This window comes from Streptomyces sp. NPDC059832, from assembly GCF_042731715.1.
Taxonomy (GTDB): domain Bacteria; phylum Actinomycetota; class Actinomycetes; order Streptomycetales; family Streptomycetaceae; genus Streptomyces.
Genome location: NZ_JBHWIY010000005.1, coordinates 419,247 through 436,267, shown reverse-complemented (window position 1 = coordinate 436,267; position 17,021 = coordinate 419,247). Strand labels below are relative to the sequence as shown.

Sequence of the window (17,021 nt, the reverse complement as noted above, 5' to 3'; positions counted from 1 at the left end):
GCCCGGCCCTCAGAAGCAGTCGCCGTACCAGTGGACCGCACCGGGTGCCGTGACCGTGGCCCGGACGGCGTCCGCGGAGGCGTGCAGCGGGCGTGCCATGCCCACCTGCTCCGCCACCGGCCGGGCGTCCGCCAGCAGGAACGGCAGCGCCGCCCGGACCCCGGGGGCGTCGGGGAGCCGGACCCGGGCCCGGCCCAGGCCCGCCGCCCGGCCCCGTTCGCCGACGGCGGCGAACAGCTCGCCCAGACATGCGGGGGCGCCCGCGAATTCGCGCACCTCCACGCACTCCCCCTCGTGCTGGGCCACCATCCAGCCGACGAGCGCTCCCGATCCGGGGTCCTCGGCCACCAGCGACCGGTCGAGCGGGCCGTACCAGGCGGGCATCCGCACCGCCCAGTCCTCCGGCGCCCGCAACGAGCTGAGCGGCCGGTTCGCGTTGTACGCGTGGTGCAGCGCGGCCACCTCGGCGGCGTCGCGCGCGGTGGCCTCGCGAATCCGGTACGTCCCGGCGGCGGGCGAGGGCGCGAGCGCCCCCTCGGTGTACGTGCTCTCGAACTCCTGCCATCCCGAGCCCCGGTAGACCCCGGGCGTCCCGGTGAACAGCAGCGACCAGGCGCACTGTTCGGCCCTCATGGTGTGCTCCGCCGCCACCAGCAGCCGCCGCACCAGCCCCTGTCCCCGCGCCTCGGGACGGGTGGCGACGCTGCCGATGCCGCCGACCCGCCGCGGCGTGCCGTCCACGTCGCGGATCAGCCTCGGTACGTAGACGACGACCGCGTCGATCCCGTCCCCCGAGGCGTTCTGCGCGACGAAGGTGTGCCGGTGGCGGTCCGGGTCGAGGGCGTGCAGGGCGGTGATCTGCGGGGCTTCGAAGCACCGCTGCCACAGGGCGGCCAGGGCCGGGTCGTCGGCCGCCGTCGCGGTCCGGATGGCGGCGGTCACAGGGTCAGGTTCCCGTCCGTGCGCGCCTTGTCGCTGTTCGCGGGCATCGCGCGGCGCTTCGTCCCGTCCTCCACGCAGGAGGTGTGCAGGACCGAGTCCAGCGCACCGGGGGCGAGGTGGAGCGTGCCACCGGTGAAGCGGCTCCCGGTGGCCGCGTAGTGATTGGTGCCGTCATCGATGCGGACATGGGCGGTGTCCGCGTCGGAGGCGGCGCTGCTGAGCGCGCTGATGTCCCAGGTCACCTTCCCCGGACCGGCCGCACGGCCGAGCAGCGCCTTGGCCTTGTTGCTGCCGGTGAGACGGGCGCCGCCGGTGACGGTGATCCGCTGGTCGCGCACGGCGCTGAGTTCGATGCCGGTGTTGTCGTAACTGCCGCCGTCGATCCGCAGATCCGCGGATCCGACCGAGAGCGGGGCCGCGTTCTCGGCGCCGGTGACGGTGCAGTCGGTGAAGTGGACGGGCCCCGCCCCGCGCAGGATCGCGCCGTCGACGCCCTTGAACGTGCAGCGTACGAAGTGCACGGGCGCGGTGACCGGGGTCTGTACGAGGACGGCGCCCGCGGGCGGCTCGAAGGAGCAGTCGCTGATGGTGGTCGGCCGGGTGGAGCGGGCGGAACGCTGGGCGACGGCGAAGGTCTTCGCGGTGCAGCCGCGCACCTGGGCGCCGTCGGCGTTGACGGTGAGGGTGCCGGCCTGGTCGAAGGTGGGGCGCGCGATCACCGTGATGTCCTCCAGGGTCAGATCGGTGATCTTGGTGTTGGCGGTGAACCAGGAGCAGACATGTCTGCGCACGGTGATCCGCTTCGCGGAAATCCCCCACTGCGCACCGGAGTTGGCGATGTCCATCAGTCCGGAGTTGCCGTCGAAGAGCAGATCGTGCTCGTACTGCCCGTGCGTCGTGAAGGGGTTGCCGCCCGCGTCGTCGCCGTCGCCGTGGCAGTTCACCACGGTGCAGTAGGCGGAGGCGGTGAGGTCGTTGAGGTGGCGCACATTGCTGGTGGTGCAGTCCGCGACCCGCCCGTACAGGCAGTAGATCTGCTGGGTGAGATAGCCCGCGCCGCCGTACTCGACGGTGGGCGGGTTCTTCAGCGAGCACTCCTCGGTGCGGAAGCGGGTGCACCAGCGGCGCATGATGACCGGCCAGAAGGTGCCGGTGGCATGGATCCCGGAGACGTCGCAGCCCACCGCGTACTCGAAGCTGACGGGGTGCGAGCCGGTGTACTCGTCGGGGCCGGCGCCCTCGAAGACCATGTTGCGGATGTGCGTGTTGCGGACCGGTTCGACGCGGGTCCAGGTGAGGTTGCGGCCCGCGGCGAGTTCCCAGCCGTTGAGGTAGCCGATCCGGATGTGTCCCGCGTCGACGATCTCGGTGATCTCGACCAGCTTCTGCAGTTCGCGCTCGTCACCACCGCCGCCCGCGACCGGGTCGACCTGCACGGCCCACCACTGACCGACCTCGAACGCCTTGGCGTCGGGGACCGGGAAGGTGTCGGTGAGCTCGATGACCTTGCCGGAGAGCGCGTGCCTGACGGTGGTGTCGGTGACGGTGCCGCGGAAGGAGAGGACGGCGCCGAAGGGGTTGTCGTGGGTGTTCTTCTCGATGCCTTCGGTGCGTATGCGGTGGCCGCCGAAGTCGAGTTCGATGTCGGAGCGGTTGAAGAGGTGGCGTCGGGTGAAGAGGAGGTCGGTGTGGGCTTCGATGCGGTGGACGCTGTTGTCGGCGATCATGGCGTCGAGGGCGGCGTCGGCGGGGGTCTTCGCGTCGAAGTGGCCGAAGGTGCGGAAGTCGAGGGTTCCGGTGTGGAGCTGGTGCCAGCGGCCGGTGCCGTGCTTGGCGGGGGCGATGACGGTGCCGCCGTTGTGCGCGGCGTCGGACTTCTTGTGCCAGCGCACGGCCATGGAGCCGCCGTCGCCGGGGGTGCGGTAGCCGGCGATCAGGACCTGGGTGCCGTCGTCGAGCGGCTTGGTGTTCAGGGCGCGCAGTGCGTCGACCGTGTCGACGCGGAGCACGTCGCCGGTGTGCGAGGGCGCGGCCTGCGCGGAACCGGCGGCCACGGCCGAACCGGCCATGACCAGACCGGCCAGACCCGAAGCCCGAAGAAGATTCCGGCGGGACGAGGCGGAGGACGAGGCGGAGGACGGAGCAGGGGACGAAGCATTGACGGACATGACGCAGGCGCTCCTCGCGTTGTCGATGCGTGCTCGGTGAGAACCGACTGCCGGTCGGTCGCGGTCAGATCGTGTTGCGGTACGGCGGCATGAAGCGCATACGCGGCATCTGGTCGGCCAGCACTCCCCCGTCGACGACGATGCGTGCCCCGGTGAGATACGCCCCGGCGTCCGAGGCGAGCAGCAGCAGCGCACCGACGCACTCGTCGGGCCGCGCGTACCTGCCGAGCGGGATGCGCTCGCGGTAGGCGGATTCGAAGGCCTCCCGGTCGAAGGGGAATTCGCCGTCGATGGGCGTCTCGACCATGCCGGGGGCGAGGGTGTTGGCGGTGATGCCGTGCGGGGCGAGTTCGACCGCCAGGGTCTCGGTGAGCAGTTGGGCGGCGGCCTTGGAGGCGTTGTAGTGGGCCAGGCCGGCCTCCGCGACCAGGGCGTTCTTCGACGTGATGGTGATGATGCGGCCCGCGACCGAGTCCGCCGTCATGTGTTCGGCGATGCGCTGGCTGAGGAAGAAGACGGCGTCGACATTGACCCGCATGATGTGCGACCAGCTCGCGGGGGTGATCTCGTTGAAGCGTTCCAGTGCCGCCGTGCCCGCGTTGTTGACCAGGATGTGCAGCGGTCCCGCCTCGGCGCGTACGGCGTCGACGAAGCCGGGCAGCGCGTCGATGTCCGCGAGATCCTGTCCGTACGTCCGGCAGCCGCGGCCGAGTGCCTCGATCGCCGCCGCGGTCTCGGCGACGCCCTCGGCACCGGGCAGGTCGACGAGGACCAGATCGGCGCCCGCCTCCGCGAGTCCCACGGCGAAGGACCGGCCGAGGCCCCGGGCGGCCCCGGTCACAACCGCGGTGCGGCCGGTCAGATCGAAGCGGTCGGTTCCGCGGGGCGGAACGGCTGCGGTCATGGCGGGGGTTCCTCCAGGCGGAGAGGTACGGAGAGGCGGAGAGGTACGGAGCGGGTGGGTCGGGTCCGGTCCTGATCGCCGGAAGGGTCCGGGCCGCCGCGCTGGGACACATGGGTGATGGCGCGGCGGCCCGGCTGCCGGTCGGTGCCGGGCGACAGGGGGATGACCCCGGCACCGTACCGGCAGGTTCGGGGGAACGGCCGGGTCAGCCGTTCAGGCCCAGCAGGTCCAGCGACGGCCGGTGGATGATCTCCTCCACCGCGTCCGCGTCGAGCGGCGGCAGTCCGGGGATGCCGGGGATCCGGGCGATCTCCCGCAGCCCCTTCACCGAGTCGTCGACCGTCGTGAACGGGTAGTCGCTGCCGAACATCAGCTTGTCGAAGACCCCGTAGTCCTGGACCAGCCGGAGGCTGTGCCAGAGCTGGAAGGGCCGGTAGTGCAGAGCGCTGATGTCCGCGTACACGTGCGGGTGCTTGCGGATGACCGCGATGCACTCGCCCTCGAAGGGGTGGCCGAGGTGGGCGAGGACCATCCGCAGTTCCGGGTGGCGGATGGCGACCGCGTCCAGGTGGCGGGGCATCGCCCACTCCAGCGGCGCGCTCGACACGAAGGTGGTGCCGGTGTGCACGAGCAGCGGGAGTCCGTGCCGTTCGGCGTACGTGTACAGCTCGTCGTACTCCTCGGCGGCCGGGTCGAAGCCCGCGTACATCGGCATCAGTTTGATGCCGCGCAGGCCCAGTTCCTGGTGGCCGTACCTGAGTTCGTCCTGCCAGCCGGGCTGGGTGGGGTCGAGGGACAGGTAGCCGATGAGCCGGTCGGGGTGCTGTGCGGTGTACGAGGCGACGGCGGCGTCGTCGACCCAGAGGCCGCTGCGCCGGGCCTTGCCGCCGACGACGATCGTGCGGGTGCCCTCGGGGGCGGTGGCGGCGTACTCCTCCCACTTCACCGTGAGGTCGACCTCGCCCGCGTGGGCGCGGGCGGAGTCGGACTTGAACGGGTCGGTGAAGTCGTGGCTGTGCCGGAAGAGGTGCGAGTGGACGTCGACGATCATGTCCGGTTCCGCTTCTCCCAGCCGTCCGCGAACATGTTCCAGAAGCGGTGGCTGGGCGGGTGTTCCTCGAAGACCTCGTCGACGAGCTCGACACCGAGGCCCGGTGCGGTCGGCAGGCCGATGCGGCCGTCGACGATCGGGAGGGTGCCCTTGAGCGCGTCGAAGACGTAGTCCTCAAGGAGTCCGTCGAAGGTTTCGAGGATCTTGAAGTTGGGGATTCCGAGCGTCGCGTGCACCGAGACGGTGGTGCAGAGCGGCGAGTTGGAGTTGTGCGGGGCCACGAGCATGCCGTGGGTGTCGGCGGTCGCGGCGAGCTTCCTGACCTCGGTGAAGCCGCCGGCCATGGAGAGATCGGGCTGGATGATGTCGACCGCGTTGGTGGCGAAGAGCTGCTTGTACTCGTAGCGGTTGTGGAAGTGCTCGCCGCCGGAGATCGGGAACGCGGCGCGCTGCCGGAGTTCCGCGTAGCGCTCGATGTGGGTCCAGGGCATCGGCTCCTCGAACCAGCCGATGTCGAAGGGTTCCAGCTCCCGCACCAGTCGGGCGGCGGTCGGCATGGCGAACCGGGCGTGGCCCTCGATGAAGAGGTCGACGTCCGGTCCGATGGCCTCGCGGACGGCGGCGACCAGGTCGACGGAGCGGCGCAGCTCGGCGCGTTCCAGCTCGTGCAGTCCGGGGCCGAAGGGGTCGAACTTGAGGGCGGTGAAGCCCTTCGCCACGGTCTCCTTCGCCTTGGCCGCGAAGGTCTCGGGCTCGCGTTCGCCGGTGTACCAGCCGTTGGCGTACACCCGTACGTCGTCCCGGCAGGCGCCGCCGGTCAGCCGGTACGCGGGGACGCCGAGCGCCTTGCCCATCAGGTCGTACATCGCCTGGTCGAGGCCGGACAGGGCGACGCCGCCCATGTCGCCGCCGCGCAGGAAGTCGCCCTGGTAGACGCGGAGCCAGAGCTCCTCGATGTCGAAGGGGTCGGCGCCGATGAGATGGCGCCGGGCCAGCGCCTCGGTCAGCGCGCAGACCTCGCGGACGCGGTAGGGGTGGGTGATCTCGCCGATGCCGGACAGGCCCTCGTCGGTGTGGACCCGGACGTAGCCGAAGTCGCGCCAGGAGGTGCCGAGCATCAGGGTCTCGACACGGGTGATCCGTCCGGCGGGGCCGGCCGGGCGGGTGCGGTTGACAGTCAGCATCAGCGGGTCGCCCCGCCCATGGTGGAGGTGTTCTCCAGGTCGCGGGCGCCGCCGTCGGCGAGCACGGCCTTGACCGCGGCCTCGGTGCCCTCGACGAGACGGTCCACGTCCGCGTCGGTGTGCGCGTAGCTGATGTGACTGCGCTTGAGGTTGAGCGGCAGCTCGAACAGGCCGTGGTCGAGGAGCTTGCGGCGGTAGCCGACGAACAGCGAGGCGTCGTTGTTCAGCAGGTCCGCGTAGGTGCGGGGGGCCTCGCCGGGCATGAAGTAGCTGACGAAGACGGAGCCGTAGCCGGTGACGACCGCGGGGACGCCGAGGCGCTCGTACAGTCCGGTCAGTTCGGTGCGGACACGCTCGCCGAGCCGGAAGACGTGCTCATGGACCGGCTCCTCGCGGAGCTTGCGCAGGGTGGCGAGGGCGGCGGCGACGACGGACGGGTGGCCGTTGTACGTGCCGGCGAAGAAGGCGGGGGCGCCGGGGCGGGTGGAGAAGAGGTCCATCAGGTCGGCGCGGCCGCCGATCGCGCCGACGGGGGCGCCGTTGGCGATGGCCTTGCCGAGGGTGGTGAGGTCGGGGGTGACGCCGGAGATCTTCTGCCAGCCGCCGATGTCGTGGCGGAAGCCGGTGATGACCTCGTCGAAGATCAGGACGCTGCCCGCCTTCGTGGTCTCCTCGCGCAGCGTGGTGAGGAACTCCTGGTACGGCAGGAGCGCCCCGACGTTGTGCGGGACGGGCTCGACGATCACGGCGGCGATGTCGGAGCCGTGCTCGGCGAAGGCGCGGCGGACGGCCTCGCTGTCGTTGAACGGCAGGACGAGGGTGGCTTCGAGGACCTCGGGCAGGATGCCGGTCGAGATCGGGTCGTGGCCGCCGACCTTCTCGGGTGCGGAGATGACGTTGAGGCTGACGGAGTCGTGCCAGCCGTGGTAGCAGCCCTGGAACTTGACGACCAGGCGACGGCCGGTGGCGGCGCGGGAGACGCGCAGCGCGTGGAACGTCGCCTCACTGCCGGTGCTGGTGAGCAGCACCTTCTCGATCGAGGGGATCAGCTCGGTGAGCTGTTCGGCGAGGAGGACCTCGCCCTCGGTGACGCCGACGCCCATGTGGCCGAGGGTGGCACCGGCCTCCGCGGTGGCGCGGGCCACGTCGGGGTCGTTGTGTCCGAGCAGGGGCGGGCCGAACGCCGAGTGGAAGTCGGTGTACTCGCGTCCGTCGGCGGTACGGAACCGTGCGCCGTCCGTCCCCGTGACGACCAGGTCGGTCAGTCCGGGAACACTGCGCTGACCGCTGTTCACGCCGCCGGGTACGACCTGGCGGGCGCGCTCGGCGAGTCGGGCTCCGGATTCGTTGCCTACCGGGCCTGAACTCATATCGCTTGCTCCTTGCGTCGAGAGTCGTCGGTCTTCGCAGGCCCTGCCCGGCCCGTGAATCCCTGGCGCCATCCGCCCGGCAGTCGCCGCAGGAAGAGGATGATCCGTGGTGCTTGAGGTGGTGCTTCAGGTGATGCGTTCGCTTTTTCTGAACACTGTTCTGTAGAGCAGAACAGTGCCTGGATATTACGTGCGGCTCCGGGGCCGGTCAAGACCCTTTCGGACCCCGGAAGGGCCGTTTCCGCGCTTTCTTCACAGAGAAAGCGCGTTCGAGCCTTCTCCGAGGCACTACGCTGTTCTGCTATGACGAACAGTGCTGCCCCAGAAGAACCGAAGTACTGGGTCAAGAGCGTGGCCAGGGCAGCGGACATCCTTGAGGCGCTCGCCGCCCCCGCACAGGGGAACGGCCTGAGCGTCACGGAGGTCGGCCAGGCCTGCTCCATCTCCAAGAGCGCCGCCTTCGGCATGCTCCAGACCCTGCGCGCCTACGGCCTCGTCTCGGACGACGGCGAGGGCATGAACCGCCGCTACCGGCTCGGCATGAGCCTGGCCAGACTCGGTGACCGGGCCCGCTCCCAGGTGTCCCTGCGCGGGGTCGCCCACCCGGTCCTGCGCGAGCTGACCCGGGCCACCGGAATGGCGTCCAGGCTCGCCGTGCCCGAGGACGGCCACGCGGTCGTCGTGGACCAGGTCGAGCTCGACCAGCGCGTCCGGCTCGATCTGCGGATGGGGCAGCGCGAGCTGCCGCACTGCACGGGCCTGGGCAAGGCGCTGCTCTCCGCCGTGCCGCCGGGCGAGGCGGCCGCGGTCGTCGAGCGGTTCGGGCTGCCCCGGCGCACCTCCCGCACGATCACCGACCCGGCGACCTTCCTGTCGCATCTGCGCGACATCGCCCGGGTCGGCTACGCCCTGGACGACGAGGAGGACGCCGAGGGCATCATCTGCATCGGCGCGCCGGTCTTCGACGACCGTTCGGTGTGTGCCGGGGCGGTCTCCATCACCGGCCTCAAACTCGGCCTGCCGGCCTGGCGCTACCAGGAACTGGGCGGCCAGGTACGGGACGCGGCCCGCCGGATCAGCCTCTCGCTCGGCTGGGTCGACGACTCGGACGGCGCCTCGCCCGACACCGACACATCGCATTCCGACGAAATCGGGTCTTGACCAAACGGTGTAACCCGCCGTAGGTTCCCTGCCAACCGCGGTGACATTCCATGGTCACCGGCGATTTACCCCTTCCGGCCTGGTTCCGGCGCCTGCCCATCGCGCCGTGGACATCCGCCGACCGGACCCTTTTCAGCCATCCGCCTCATGGCAGTCCCCCGCAGGAACGCTCCCTCACCTATCGCACTTCTCGGAAGGCGAAGTCCGCATGAGCGTTCCGCACCACCACACCTCCGCCTCGTCCCGCCGGAATCTTCTTCGGGCTTCGGGTCTGGCCGGTCTGGTCATGGCCGGTTCGGCCGTGGCCGCCGGTTCCGCGCAGGCCGCGCCCTCGCACACCGGCGACGTGCTCCGCGTCGACACGGTCGACGCACTGCGCGCCCTGAACACCAAGCCGCTCGACGACGGCACCCAGGTCCTGATCGCCGGCTACCGCACCCCCGGCGACGGCGGCTCCATGGCCGTGCGCTGGCACAAGAAGTCCGACGCCGCGCACAACGGCGGCACCGTCATCGCCCCCGCCAAGCACGGCACCGGCCGCTGGCACCAGCTCCACACCGGAACCCTCGACTTCCGCACCTTCGGCCACTTCGACGCGAAGACCCCCGCCGACGCCGCCCTCGACGCCATGATCGCCGACAACAGCGTCCACCGCATCGAAGCCCACACCGACCTCCTCTTCACCCGACGCCACCTCTTCAACCGCTCCGACATCGAACTCGACTTCGGCGGCCACCGCATACGCACCGAAGGCATCGAGAAGAACACCCACGACAACCCCTTCGGCGCCGTCCTCTCCTTCCGCGGCACCGTCACCGACACCACCGTCAGGCACACCCTGGGCGCGGCGATGCCGGACCTCTCGGACCTCTTCGAGGTCGGCGACTCGTCGAAGTTCGCCGTCGGCCAGTGGTGGGCCGTGGAGATCGACGCCCTGGCGGGGAAGTACGAGAAGGAGATCCAGCGTCTCGTCCAGGTCACCGATGTGGTCGACCCGACGCACGTCCGGGTCAACTACCAGATCGGCTGGGACCTGGCGGCGGGCCGCACGCTGACCTGGACCCGGGTCGAGCCCGTCGACCGCGCCCACGTCCGCAACATGGTCTTCGAGGGCTGGGGCGAGGACGAGATGACCGGCTCGCACCCGGTCGCCTACGAGTACGCGGTGCGGTGCGACGTCTCCGGGATCGAGGCCATCGGCACCTTCTGGCCGGTGGTGATGCGCCGCTGGTGCACGTACTACCGCACCGAGCAGTGCTCGCTGACCAACCCGAAGTCCGTCACCTACGGCGGCGCGGGCTACCTCACCCAGCAGATCTACTGCCTGTACGGACACGTGGAGGACTGTCACACCTCCAACGCCCGTCACCTCAACGACTTCACGGCCTCCGCCTACTGCTACGTCACCAACTGCCACGGCGACGGTGACGACGAGGGCCCGTTCGTGACCCACGGTCAGTTCGAGCACGACCTCGTCTACACCGGCAACTCCGGACTGATGACCTTCGCCAACTCCGGTGCCGCCTGGGGCGGCAGGGCCAAGCGGATCACCGTGCGCCGGCACGCCTGCTCCTGGTTCGTGGCCCGGGTCAAGATCACCGATCTGACCCTGGAGGACGTGCTGGTCATCGGCAAGAAGTCCCTTGCCGGCTCCGGAATGCTCTGGGTCAACGCCGACGGTGTGCAGATGCGCGGCTGTACGGCCACGGGTCCGCTGATCGTCTCCCGGGCCTCGGACCTCTCCGCCCGCCCCAATGTGATCGCCGACTCCTCGTTCGCGTTCGCGGCGGGCGCGGAGATCACCCAGGCCAACGTCACCGCGCCGCTCACCATCCAGCGCAGCACCCTCAAGGGCGTCGACGGCGCGGTCCTCAACGGCACCGGCCCGCTCACCCTGGACCAGTGCACGCTGACCGGTTCCAAGGACACCGCCCCGGTCTCGCTCGCGCACGCCGACATCACCGTCCTCGGCGGCGAACTCCGCGACACCGGACTGAAGCTGACCTCGGCGAAGGACCAGCGGCTGCGCATCGACGGAACGCGTCTGAGCGGCACCAACAAGGATGGCGCCCTGCTCGCCCGTACCGGCTCCGGACGGACCGTCGGCTGGCAGCTCACCGGCCTCGACTCGACCGCGCCCAAGGGCACCGCCCATGTGCTGGTCACCGAGGGCCCCAACCGCTACCGGGCCACCGGCTCCACCTTCACCGGCGGCCGGCTCGAACTGCGGCCCGCGGCGTTCACCGGCGACAGCCACCTGCTGCACACCGGCTGCGTCGAGGACGGCACCGAGCGCACCGCGCTGCCGGACGAGGGCGACCGCGTCGCCCACACCGCGGCCACGCTGCGGTTCTGACCACCTCGGGGCCTCTCGTCCGGATCAGGCCGGGCTCGCGGGGTCCTGCCTGATCCCAACGAAAGACCCCAACCCATCGAACACCAGGGATTCCCGTGTCCACGCATACCCCGATCACCGGCCGGCCCGTACGGGTCGCGCTCGTCGGCGCCGGCAACCGCGGTCTGACGTACGCCGAGTGGATCAAGGCGCACCCCGAGCGCGCCGAGCTCGTCGCCGTAGCCGATCCGCGCCCCGCGGCGCGGGCCGCCGCCGGCGCACCCGTCGAATTCGACGACTGGCGGCCGCTGGTCGAGAACCGCATCGCCGACGCCGTCGTCGTCGCCACCCAGGACCGTTTCCATGTGGAGCCGGTGCTGGCGCTGGCCGAGGCCGGTTACGCGATCCTCGCCGAGAAGCCCCTCGCCCCGACCGAGGAGGAGACCCGGCGGATCGTCGAGGGCGTGGAGCGGTCCGGGGTCCTTTTCGCGGTGTGCCACGTCATGCGGTACACCCCGTACACCGACCTGGTGAAGGAGGTCGTGGACTCCGGCGTGCTCGGTCAGCTGGTCTCCCTCGACCATCTGGAGCCGGTCGGCTGGTGGCACTACGCCCACAGCTATGTGCGCGGACCGTGGCGCAGCGAGAAGGACTCCTCCCCGATGCTGCTCGCCAAGTCCTGCCACGACCTGGACTGGATCACGTACGTGATGGGCGGCCGGATCGAGCAGGTGTCGAGCTTCGGCGGACTGAAGCACTTCCGGCCGCAGAACGCTCCGGCCGGATCCGCCGGGCGCTGTCTCGACTGTGCGGTCGAGGCCGACTGCCCGTACAGCGCGCTGAAGCTGTACATGCCGACGCTGCGCGAGAAGGGCGCGGTCTGGCCGGTCACCCATGTCACCGAGGCGACCGACGAGGCCGGTCTCGTCCAGGCGCTGCGCGAGGGCCCGTACGGCGTCTGCGCGTACCGCGGCGACAACGACGTGGTCGACCACCAGGTCCTCGCCATGCAGCTGACGGACGGGGTGACCGCGACCTTCCAGATGGTGGCGTTCACCGAGCAGACGCACCGCCAGACCCGGATCTTCGGCTCGCACGGCTGGCTGATCGGCGACGGCGAGCGGGTCACGGTGCAGGACTTCCGGACCGGCGAGTCCACCGTCCATGAACTCGGCACGTCCGGTTCGAACGCGGCCGACGGGCACGGTGGCGGGGACGCCGCGCTCGTCGAGGCGTTCGTCACCGCCGTCGCCACGGGTGATGCCGGGGCGGTCCGCTCCGGTCCCGCCACCTCGCTCGGCAGTCATCTCGCGGCGTTCGCCGCCGAACGTGCCCGGCACACCGGCACCGTCCAGACGGTCCCGGCGCAGTGACTCCCCCTGAAGGGCCTGTCGTTCGGACCGGACCGGGCTCCCCTTCTTCCCGCCCCACCCTCACGTCCTCGGAGGACCACCTCATGTCCCGTCTCCTCACCCGCCGTTCCAGAGTCCGCGCCCTGGCCGCCCCCGTCGTGGCCACCGCGCTCGCCGCCGGTGTGCTGGCCGGCTGTTCCGGCAGCGGCAGCGACGGCAACACCGTCACCATGTGGACCTACCCGGTCATCTTCGACGAGGCCAAGAACAAGGCGTACTGGGACGGCCTGATCAAGGCGTTCGAGAAGGAGCACTCGGGCGTCAAGGTGAAGGTGGAGACCTTCCCGTGGGCCAACCGCGACACCGCGCTGGCCACCGCGATCGCCTCCGGCAAGGGCCCGGACGCGGTCTACCTGATCCCCGACCAGCTGCCGAAGTACGCCAAGAGCATCGTCCCGGCCGACGACTACATGCCGGCCGACGCCAAGTCGGACTACACGGACTTCGCCCTGAAGTCCGTCACGGTCGACGGCAAGGCCCTCGCCACCCCGATCCTGACCAGCGCCAACCCGCTGATCTGCGACAAGCGGGTGTTCGCCGCGATCGGCGAGAAGACCTACCCGACGAGCTGGGCGGAGCTGGAAGCGCTGGCCCCGAAGCTGAAGGAGAAGGGCTACTACGCCACCACCTACTACGGTGACACCCAGCAGACACTCAACATGACCTTCTACCCGCTGCTGTGGCAGGCCGGCGGCGACGTCTTCTCCGAGGACGGCAAGAACGTCACCTTCAACGACGCGGCCGGTGTCAAGGCCCTGACGTACCTGAAGAAGCTCGTCGCCGGCGGCTACACCGACAAGGACCTGGTCACGACCACGCCCAAGCTGGAGCAGACCCCGACCGCCAAGGGCAAGGTCGCCTGCACCTGGCAGAACACCCCGGCGGACGTCGAGCCCTTCTGGGGCAAGGAGAACATCGTCGTCCAGCCGCCGCTGAAGGACGCGAAGTCGGTCGGCTACGGCACGGTCGGCGCGCTGTCGATGCTGAAGGGCGCCGACAAGAAGAACACCGGTGACTGGCTGAACTTCGTCGCCGAGTCGAAGAACGCGGCCGGCCTGCAGAAGGCCGCGGGCTACTTCCCCGCCCGCAAGTCCGGCGGCGACCTGTACCCGGGCGACGCCCTTCAGACGGCGGTCGGCGCCACGCTGCCGAGCATGACCGTGGGCCCGCTCCAGGACAAGGCCCGTGAGGTCCAGGGCGTGCTCGCGCCGGAGATCCAGGCGGCGCTGCTGGGCAAGAAGAGCCCGCAGGAGGCGCTGAACGCCGCGCAGAAGGCCGCTCAGGCGATGCTCGGCCGCTGATCGGGCGCGGTTCCGGGATCCGGCCGCACCCGGATCCCGGAACCGCCCTCCCCGGGGGCCCTGGGCCTCTCGTCTGGATCAGGCCGGGCTCGCGGGGTCCGGCACGCACTCCCCCAAGGCCTTAAGGGCCAGGGGGGACCCCCTCCGCGTTGTCGTCGGTCGCCAGGGCTCCGCCCTGACTCCCTCCTCCGCCTTGTGATCGCACGCACCGGACCCCGCTCCCTGATCCAGCCTGATCCAGACGAAAGACCCTGGCCCCCGACCTCCCTCAATTCCCCCGTACCGCAAGGAGATCCCCGTGGCAGTCGTCGCGGAACCAACCCGCCGGGGCCGTCGCAGCGGGCCGCAGGCGCGCCGCGAGGCCCGGATCGGCCTGCTCTTCGTCCTTCCGTGCTTCCTGCTCTTCCTGGCGTTCCGGTTCGGTCCGGGCATCGCCGGGGTGCTGATGAGCTTCACCGACTACACCCTCACGGGCGGCGGCAGCTTCATCGGGCTGGACAACTTCACCCGCCTCTGGGACGACCCGCTGTTCTGGCAGGCGCTGAAGGTCACGGTCCTCTACACCGTGCTCGCGGTGCCGGGCACGCTCATCGCCTCGGTGTCCCTGGCGCTGATCACCCGCCGCGCGTTCCGCGGCGCCAAGTTCTTCCGGTCGGTGTTCTTCCTGCCGGTCGTCACCTCGCTGGTGCTGGCCGCCACCGTCTTCGTCTGGATCTTCTCGACCGGTGGGCCGTGGTCCACCCTGATGAGCTGGTTCGGGATGTCCGAGGGCTCCTGGCTCTCCGACGACGTGCTGGTGCTGCCCGCGCTCGCGATCGTCGGCGTCTGGTCCCGCTTCGGGTACGGGATGCTCATCCTGCTGGCCCGGATGCAGGACATTCCGCGTGAGCTGGAGGAGGCGGCACTCACCGACGGCGCGGGCCCCTGGCAGCGGTTCCGGTACATCGTGCTGCCGCAGCTCAAGCCCGCCCTGTTCTTCCTCGCCGTGATCGAGACGACGGCGTCGTTCCAGGTCTTCGACGCGGTCTACACGATGACCGGCGGCGGCCCCGCCAACGCCAGCTACACGCTCGTCTTCCAGCTCTACGACGCGGGCTTCAAGTACTTCGACCTGGGTTACGCCTCCGCCATCGGCGTCGCGCTCTTCGCGCTGACCGTGGTGGTCGCGGTGATCCAGCGGCTCGTGATCGGGAAGGACCAGTGACCATGACCGCAGCACCCGCCCAGACCGAGACCCCGCCCGCGCCGAAGACCCCCGCGGCTCCCGACCGGGCCGCACGCCGCGCCGAACGCAAACTGCGCAAGCTCTCGGAGCAGGACACCGTCCCGTACGGCATGCGGCCCACCCGGGCCGGCCGGATCGGCCGCGCCGTGCTGCTGACGGTGGCCGCGCTCGTGACGGTCTTCCCGTTCTACGCGATGGTCGTGCTCTCCCTGAAGCCGTCCGCGGCGGTCGAGTTCCCCGGCAGTCTGCTGCCGTGGCCGCTGACCGGCGAGGCGTACGACACCGTCATGAACTCCCAGGACGTGCCGCGCTGGCTGTTCAACACGCTGATCTACTCGGTCGTCTCGGTCGTCGGCGTGCTGCTGCTCGCCTCGCTCGCCGGGTACGCCTTCGCCAAGAAGCGCTTCCCGGGCCGGGAGACGATGTTCTGGTCGTTCCTGTCGATGGTGATGGTCCCCTACCACGTCACGATGATCCCGACCTTCGCGATGATCGCGAAGCTGGGCGGCGTGGACACGTACTGGGGTCTGATCGTGCCGACCCTGGCCAACGCCCAGGCGGTGTTCCTGATGCGGCAGTTCATCCAGGGGCTGCCGGACGAACTCTTCGAGGCGGCCCGGCTCGACGGCTGCAACGAGTGGCAGATCTTCTACCGGATCGTGCTGCCGCTGCTGAAGCCGATCCTGGCCACGCTCGGCGTCTTCGTCTTCCTGTGGCACTGGAACGACTTCCTGTGGCCGCTGGTCATCGGCCAGTCCACCGACATGCGCACCCTCACCGTCGGCATCGCCTCGCTCCAGCAGCAGAACGTGCCGCTCAATGTGGTGCTCTCCGGCTCCGTCATCGCGTTCGTGCCCATCTTCGCCGCGTACATGGTGGGCCAGCGCTACTTCACCGAGGGCGTCACCGCGTCCGGAATCAAGGGATAGCCACCAATGTTCACCGATGAGGCCGCACTCGAAGAGCGGCTCGCCACCCCCTCCCCCGCGCTCGTCGCCGATCTCGGCCGCCTCGAAGGCGATCTGCTGGTGCTCGGCGCCGGCGGCAAGATGGGCCCCAGCCTGTGCCGGCTCGCCCGCCGGGCGCTGGACGCCGCGGGCCGCCAGGACGTGACCGTGTACGCGGTCTCCCGCTGGTCCGACAAGGCCGCCGCGGACGAGCTGGAGGCCGCCGGGGTCTCCACCGTGGCCTTCGACCTGATGGACCCGGCCGCCGATCTGGCCGAACTGCCGGACGCCGGGAACATCGTCTTCATGGTCGGCGCCAAGTTCGGCTCCGCCGGGGCCCCCTCGCACGCCTGGGCGGTGAACGCCGCGATGCCGGACCGGGTGGCGCGCCGCTGGTCGGGGGCGCGGATCGCCGCGTTCTCCACCGGCAATGTGTACCCGCTGATGCCGGTCTCCTCCGGCGGCTGCACCGAGAGCGACCCGGTCGGCCCGGTCGGCGAGTACGCCATGTCGTGCCTGGGCCGGGAGCGGATCTTCGGCCACGCGGCGCTGACCCGCGGCACCCGGGTCGCCAACATCCGCCTCAACTACGCGGTCGACCTGCGCTACGGCGTCCTCGCCGACATCGCCCACCGCGTACAGGCGGGCGAGCCCGTCGATGTGACGACCGGTCACGCCAATGTGGTGTGGCAGGGGTACGCCAACGAGGTCGCCCTGCGCTCGCTGCTGCACGCCACCGACGGCGAGGCGTTCACCCTCAACCTCACCGGCCCCGAGACCGCTTCGGTGCGCCGCATCGCCCAGTGGTTCGGCGAGGAGTTCGGCAAGGAGCCGGTCCTCGCCGGCGAGGAGGCGCCCACCGCGCTGCTCTCCGACGCGAGCCGCTGCCACGCGCTGTTCGGCTACCCGGACGTCGCCCTGCGCACCCTCGTCGAGTGGCAGGCCGACTGGCTGCGCCGCGGGCTGCCGCTGTCCGGCAAGCCCACCAAGTTCCAGGTCCGTGACGGAAGGTTCTGATCCA

At 70.4% G+C, this 17,021-nt stretch carries 13 protein-coding genes; 7 read left to right on the top strand and 6 right to left on the bottom strand.

Annotated elements, in window-relative coordinates:
- Positions 1-9 precede the first annotated feature (9 nt).
- The 6 genes from ACFV8T_RS12170 to ACFV8T_RS12145 form a co-directional block, all read right to left on the bottom strand.
- Positions 10-942 (bottom strand): GNAT family N-acetyltransferase, encoded by a 933-nt coding sequence (locus ACFV8T_RS12170; protein WP_385326757.1) that lies wholly within the window; start codon positions 940-942, stop codon positions 10-12.
- Positions 939-3,110, bottom strand: coding sequence for a peptidase C14 (locus ACFV8T_RS12165; RefSeq protein ID WP_385326755.1), 2,172 nt, complete (start codon positions 3,108-3,110; stop codon positions 939-941). Before ACFV8T_RS12165 ends, ACFV8T_RS12170 begins: the two co-directional genes overlap by 4 nt.
- Before the next feature lie 64 nt (positions 3,111-3,174).
- The gene (locus ACFV8T_RS12160) at positions 3,175-4,014 is read right to left on the bottom strand and encodes an SDR family NAD(P)-dependent oxidoreductase (protein ID WP_385326754.1); all 840 of its coding nucleotides are present in this window, start codon (positions 4,012-4,014) and stop codon (positions 3,175-3,177) included.
- 205 nt (positions 4,015-4,219) lie between these two features.
- Positions 4,220-5,065, bottom strand: a complete 846-nt coding sequence (locus tag ACFV8T_RS12155) for an amidohydrolase family protein (protein WP_385326752.1) — start codon at positions 5,063-5,065, stop codon at positions 4,220-4,222.
- On the bottom strand, positions 5,062-6,249 hold the full coding sequence (locus tag ACFV8T_RS12150) for a mandelate racemase/muconate lactonizing enzyme family protein (protein WP_266422063.1): 1,188 nt from the start codon (positions 6,247-6,249) through the stop codon (positions 5,062-5,064). The genes ACFV8T_RS12155 and ACFV8T_RS12150 overlap by 4 nt, the downstream gene beginning before the upstream one ends.
- Positions 6,249-7,619, bottom strand: coding sequence for an aspartate aminotransferase family protein (locus tag ACFV8T_RS12145; protein WP_385326751.1), 1,371 nt, complete (start codon positions 7,617-7,619; stop codon positions 6,249-6,251). The genes ACFV8T_RS12150 and ACFV8T_RS12145 overlap by 1 nt, the downstream gene beginning before the upstream one ends.
- 303 nt (positions 7,620-7,922) lie before the next feature.
- Between ACFV8T_RS12145 and ACFV8T_RS12140 the strand changes: the two genes are divergently transcribed.
- The 7 genes from ACFV8T_RS12140 to ACFV8T_RS12110 all read left to right on the top strand — a co-directional run bounded on the left by ACFV8T_RS12140 (position 7,923) and on the right by ACFV8T_RS12110 (position 17,017).
- A complete protein-coding gene (locus ACFV8T_RS12140; protein ID WP_385326749.1) occupies positions 7,923-8,780 on the top strand; it encodes an IclR family transcriptional regulator in 858 nt (285 codons plus the stop codon).
- Positions 8,781-8,988: 208 nt separating this feature from the next.
- Positions 8,989-11,136 carry a peptidase C14 gene (locus tag ACFV8T_RS12135; protein ID WP_385326747.1) on the top strand — a complete coding sequence of 716 codons (2,148 nt, stop codon included), beginning with the start codon at positions 8,989-8,991 and terminating at the stop codon, positions 11,134-11,136.
- Between the two features lie 95 nt (positions 11,137-11,231).
- A complete protein-coding gene (locus tag ACFV8T_RS12130; protein ID WP_385326746.1) occupies positions 11,232-12,488 on the top strand; it encodes a Gfo/Idh/MocA family protein in 1,257 nt (418 codons plus the stop codon).
- Between the two features lie 83 nt (positions 12,489-12,571).
- Complete coding sequence (locus ACFV8T_RS12125; RefSeq protein ID WP_385326744.1) at positions 12,572-13,828, top strand: ABC transporter substrate-binding protein; 1,257 nt, start codon at positions 12,572-12,574, stop codon at positions 13,826-13,828.
- A gap of 298 nt (positions 13,829-14,126) precedes the next feature.
- Positions 14,127-15,032 carry a sugar ABC transporter permease gene (locus ACFV8T_RS12120; protein ID WP_329817652.1) on the top strand — a complete coding sequence of 302 codons (906 nt, stop codon included), beginning with the start codon at positions 14,127-14,129 and terminating at the stop codon, positions 15,030-15,032.
- A 2-nt stretch (positions 15,033-15,034) separates the two neighbouring features.
- Positions 15,035-15,982, top strand: coding sequence for a carbohydrate ABC transporter permease (locus ACFV8T_RS12115; protein WP_385326742.1), 948 nt, complete (start codon positions 15,035-15,037; stop codon positions 15,980-15,982).
- A gap of 6 nt (positions 15,983-15,988) precedes the next feature.
- The gene (locus tag ACFV8T_RS12110; protein WP_385326741.1) at positions 15,989-17,017 is read left to right on the top strand and encodes an NAD-dependent epimerase/dehydratase family protein; all 1,029 of its coding nucleotides are present in this window, start codon (positions 15,989-15,991) and stop codon (positions 17,015-17,017) included.
- The last annotated feature ends 4 nt before the right edge of the window (positions 17,018-17,021 follow it).